The following is a 5274-nucleotide window of genomic DNA, read 5'->3' on the forward strand; positions in this document are numbered from 1 at the left end:
GGGTACTGAGTCGTGACCGGTTGGCCTCGCTTCAGCAAATTGGGTATGTAATAGAGTCGGTGTTCTGTGAGCTCGAACTTTCGGTTCATAGCGTCTTCACACACCGCAATCTGGTGCCTTTTCAGGTCAGCAAATTGCTTGGGTGTTATATGGTCAAGCCTCACGGGCAATTAGTATTGGTTAGCTCAACGCCTCACAGCGCTTACACACCCAACCTATCAACGTCGTAGTCTTCGACGGCCCTTCAGGGAACTCAAGGTTCCAGTGAGATCTCATCTTGAGGCTAGTTTCCCGCTTAGATGCTTTCAGCGGTTATCTATTCCGAACATAGCTACCCGGCAATGCCACTGGCGTGACAACCGGAACACCAGAGGTTCGTCCACTCCGGTCCTCTCGTACTAGGAGCAGCCCCTCTCAAATCTCAAACGTCCACGGCAGATAGGGACCGAACTGTCTCACGACGTTCTAAACCCAGCTCGCGTACCACTTTAAATGGCGAACAGCCATACCCTTGGGACCGGCTTCAGCCCCAGGATGTGATGAGCCGACATCGAGGTGCCAAACACCGCCGTCGATATGAACTCTTGGGCGGTATCAGCCTGTTATCCCCGGAGTACCTTTTATCCGTTGAGCGATGGCCCTTCCATACAGAACCACCGGATCACTAAGACCTACTTTCGTACCTGCTCGACGTGTCTGTCTCGCAGTCAAGCGCGCTTTTGCCTTTATACTCTACGACCGATTTCCGACCGGTCTGAGCGCACCTTCGTACTCCTCCGTTACTCTTTAGGAGGAGACCGCCCCAGTCAAACTACCCACCATACACTGTCCTCGATCCGGATAACGGACCTGAGTTAGAACCTCAAAGTTGCCAGGGTGGTATTTCAAGGATGGCTCCACGCGAACTGGCGTCCACGCTTCAAAGCCTCCCACCTATCCTACACAAGCAAATTCAAAGTCCAGTGCAAAGCTATAGTAAAGGTTCACGGGGTCTTTCCGTCTAGCCGCGGATACACTGCATCTTCACAGCGATTTCAATTTCACTGAGTCTCGGGTGGAGACAGCGCCGCCATCGTTACGCCATTCGTGCAGGTCGGAACTTACCCGACAAGGAATTTCGCTACCTTAGGACCGTTATAGTTACGGCCGCCGTTTACCGGGGCTTCGATCAAGAGCTTCGCGTTAGCTAACCCCATCAATTAACCTTCCGGCACCGGGCAGGCGTCACACCCTATACGTCCACTTTCGTGTTTGCAGAGTGCTGTGTTTTTAATAAACAGTCGCAGCGGCCTGGTATCTTCGACCGGCATGAGCTTACGGAGCAAGTCCTTCACCCTCACCGGCGCACCTTCTCCCGAAGTTACGGTGCCATTTTGCCTAGTTCCTTCACCCGAGTTCTCTCAAGCGCCTTGGTATTCTCTACCCAACCACCTGTGTCGGTTTGGGGTACGGTTCCTGGTTACCTGAAGCTTAGAAGCTTTTCTTGGAAGCATGGCATCAACCACTTCGTTAACTAAAAGTTAACTCGTCATCAGCTCTCGGCCTTGAAACCCCGGATTTACCTAAGATTTCAGCCTACCACCTTAAACTTGGACAACCAACGCCAAGCTGGCCTAGCCTTCTCCGTCCCTCCATCGCAATAACCAGAAGTACAGGAATATTAACCTGTTTTCCATCGACTACGCTTTTCAGCCTCGCCTTAGGGACCGACTAACCCTGCGTCGATTAACGTTGCGCAGGAAACCTTGGTCTTTCGGCGTGGGTGTTTTTCACACCCATTGTCGTTACTCATGTCAGCATTCGCACTTCTGATACCTCCAGCAAGCTTCTCAACTCACCTTCACAGGCTTACAGAACGCTCCTCTACCGCATCACTTACGTGATACCCGTAGCTTCGGTGTATGGTTTGAGCCCCGTTACATCTTCCGCGCAGGCCGACTCGACTAGTGAGCTATTACGCTTTCTTTAAAGGGTGGCTGCTTCTAAGCCAACCTCCTAGCTGTCTAAGCCTTCCCACATCGTTTCCCACTTAACCATAACTTTGGGACCTTAGCTGACGGTCTGGGTTGTTTCCCTTTTCACGACGGACGTTAGCACCCGCCGTGTGTCTCCCATGCTCGGCACTTGTAGGTATTCGGAGTTTGCATCGGTTTGGTAAGTCGGGATGACCCCCTAGCCGAAACAGTGCTCTACCCCCTACAGTGATACATGAGGCGCTACCTAAATAGCTTTCGAGGAGAACCAGCTATCTCCGAGCTTGATTAGCCTTTCACTCCGATCCACAGGTCATCCGCTAACTTTTCAACGGTAGTCGGTTCGGTCCTCCAGTTAGTGTTACCCAACCTTCAACCTGCCCATGGATAGATCGCCCGGTTTCGGGTCTATTCCCAGCGACTAGACGCCCTATTAAGACTCGCTTTCGCTACGCCTCCCCTATTCGGTTAAGCTCGCCACTGAAAATAAGTCGCTGACCCATTATACAAAAGGTACGCAGTCACAGAACAAAGTCTGCTCCCACTGCTTGTACGCATACGGTTTCAGGATCTATTTCACTCCCCTCTCCGGGGTTCTTTTCGCCTTTCCCTCACGGTACTAGTTCACTATCGGTCAGTCAGTAGTATTTAGCCTTGGAGGATGGTCCCCCCATATTCAGACAAAGTTTCTCGTGCTCCGTCCTACTCGATTTCATGACTAAGAGATTTTCGCGTACAGGGCTATCACCCACTATGGCCGCACTTTCCAGAGCGTTCCGCTAATCTCAAAGCCACTTAAGGGCTAGTCCCCGTTCGCTCGCCACTACTAAGGGAATCTCGGTTGATTTCTTTTCCTCAGGGTACTTAGATGTTTCAGTTCCCCTGGTTCGCTTCTTGCACCTATGTATTCAGTACAAGATAACCATCTTATGATGGCTGGGTTCCCCCATTCAGACATCTCCGGATCAAAGTCTGTTTGCCGACTCCCCGAAGCTTTTCGCAGGCTACCACGTCTTTCATCGCCTCTGACTGCCAAGGCATCCACCGTATGCGCTTCTTCACTTGACCATATAACCCCAAGCAATCTGGTTATACTGTGAAGACGACATTCGCCGAAAATTCGAATTTCTCAATTAAGAGAACTCACAAATTTTACCTTAGCCTGATCCGTTACCAGTGAAAGTAACGTTCAGTCTATCTTTCTATCACATACCCAAATTTTTAAAGAACGATCTAATCAAAGACTAGAAATCAACATTCACCATCACCTGGATGGAATGCTCATTTCTAAGCTTTCAAAACTTTCAGAAGCAGTAGTGGTGGAGCCAAACGGGATCGAACCGTTGACCTCCTGCGTGCAAGGCAGGCGCTCTCCCAGCTGAGCTATGGCCCCGTATTTCTACAGGCGTTTCCCACACAAAATTGGTGGGTCTGGGCAGATTCGAACTGCCGACCTCACCCTTATCAGGGGTGCGCTCTAACCAACTGAGCTACAGACCCAATTTCGGGCTGCTTCTTATCGTCTTCTTCAATGAATCAAGCAATTCGTGTGGGAGCTTATGAAGCAGCTGATGTCGTCGATTAAGGAGGTGATCCAGCCGCAGGTTCCCCTACGGCTACCTTGTTACGACTTCACCCCAGTCATGAATCACACCGTGGTAACCGTCCTCCCGAAGGTTAGACTAGCTACTTCTGGTGCAACCCACTCCCATGGTGTGACGGGCGGTGTGTACAAGGCCCGGGAACGTATTCACCGCGACATTCTGATTCGCGATTACTAGCGATTCCGACTTCACGCAGTCGAGTTGCAGACTGCGATCCGGACTACGATCGGTTTTATGGGATTAGCTCCACCTCGCGGCTTGGCAACCCTTTGTACCGACCATTGTAGCACGTGTGTAGCCCAGGCCGTAAGGGCCATGATGACTTGACGTCATCCCCACCTTCCTCCGGTTTGTCACCGGCAGTCTCCTTAGAGTGCCCACCATTACGTGCTGGTAACTAAGGACAAGGGTTGCGCTCGTTACGGGACTTAACCCAACATCTCACGACACGAGCTGACGACAGCCATGCAGCACCTGTCTCAATGTTCCCGAAGGCACCAATCTATCTCTAGAAAGTTCATTGGATGTCAAGGCCTGGTAAGGTTCTTCGCGTTGCTTCGAATTAAACCACATGCTCCACCGCTTGTGCGGGCCCCCGTCAATTCATTTGAGTTTTAACCTTGCGGCCGTACTCCCCAGGCGGTCAACTTAATGCGTTAGCTGCGCCACTAAAAGCTCAAGGCTTCCAACGGCTAGTTGACATCGTTTACGGCGTGGACTACCAGGGTATCTAATCCTGTTTGCTCCCCACGCTTTCGCACCTCAGTGTCAGTATCAGTCCAGGTGGTCGCCTTCGCCACTGGTGTTCCTTCCTATATCTACGCATTTCACCGCTACACAGGAAATTCCACCACCCTCTACCATACTCTAGTCAGTCAGTTTTGAATGCAGTTCCCAGGTTGAGCCCGGGGATTTCACATCCAACTTAACAAACCACCTACGCGCGCTTTACGCCCAGTAATTCCGATTAACGCTTGCACCCTCTGTATTACCGCGGCTGCTGGCACAGAGTTAGCCGGTGCTTATTCTGTCGGTAACGTCAAAACAGTTACGTATTAGGCAACTGCCCTTCCTCCCAACTTAAAGTGCTTTACAATCCGAAGACCTTCTTCACACACGCGGCATGGCTGGATCAGGCTTTCGCCCATTGTCCAATATTCCCCACTGCTGCCTCCCGTAGGAGTCTGGACCGTGTCTCAGTTCCAGTGTGACTGATCATCCTCTCAGACCAGTTACGGATCGTCGCCTTGGTGAGCCATTACCTCACCAACTAGCTAATCCGACCTAGGCTCATCTGATAGCGCAAGGCCCGAAGGTCCCCTGCTTTCTCCCGTAGGACGTATGCGGTATTAGCGTCCGTTTCCGAACGTTATCCCCCACTACCAGGCAGATTCCTAGGCATTACTCACCCGTCCGCCGCTCTCAAGAGAAGCAAGCTTCTCTCTACCGCTCGACTTGCATGTGTTAGGCCTGCCGCCAGCGTTCAATCTGAGCCATGATCAAACTCTTCAGTTCAAACATCTTTGGGTTTTTAAGAAACCCTAAACTTGGCTCAGCAATCGTTGGTTACATCTTTGATTTCTCGCGGAGTAACTTGTGATGCTGATAATCTTGTTGACTATCAGTCTGACTCCACAAGCACCCACACGAATTGCTTGATTCAGTTGTTAAAGAGCGGTTGGTTAAGCACTTCGTCT

The 5274-nt window shown here is 51.2% G+C and carries 2 tRNA genes and 2 rRNA genes; all 4 read right to left on the minus strand.

From position 1 onward, the window contains the following. Positions 1-149: 149 nt before the first annotated feature. Positions 150-3041, minus strand: a 23S ribosomal RNA gene (locus tag EXW71_RS28600). A gap of 249 nt (positions 3042-3290) precedes the next feature. After that, a tRNA-Ala gene (locus EXW71_RS28605) sits at positions 3291-3366 on the minus strand. Between the two features lie 30 nt (positions 3367-3396). Continuing rightward, positions 3397-3473, minus strand: a tRNA-Ile gene (locus EXW71_RS28610). A gap of 82 nt (positions 3474-3555) precedes the next feature. Continuing rightward, positions 3556-5092 (minus strand): 16S ribosomal RNA (locus EXW71_RS28615). Together the 16S and 23S rRNA genes with 2 tRNA genes alongside form the textbook arrangement of a ribosomal RNA operon. Between the last annotated feature and the right edge of the window lie 182 nt (positions 5093-5274).

It is taken from the genome of Pseudomonas sp. BCA17, assembly GCF_004519405.1.
Classification (GTDB): domain Bacteria; phylum Pseudomonadota; class Gammaproteobacteria; order Pseudomonadales; family Pseudomonadaceae; genus Aquipseudomonas.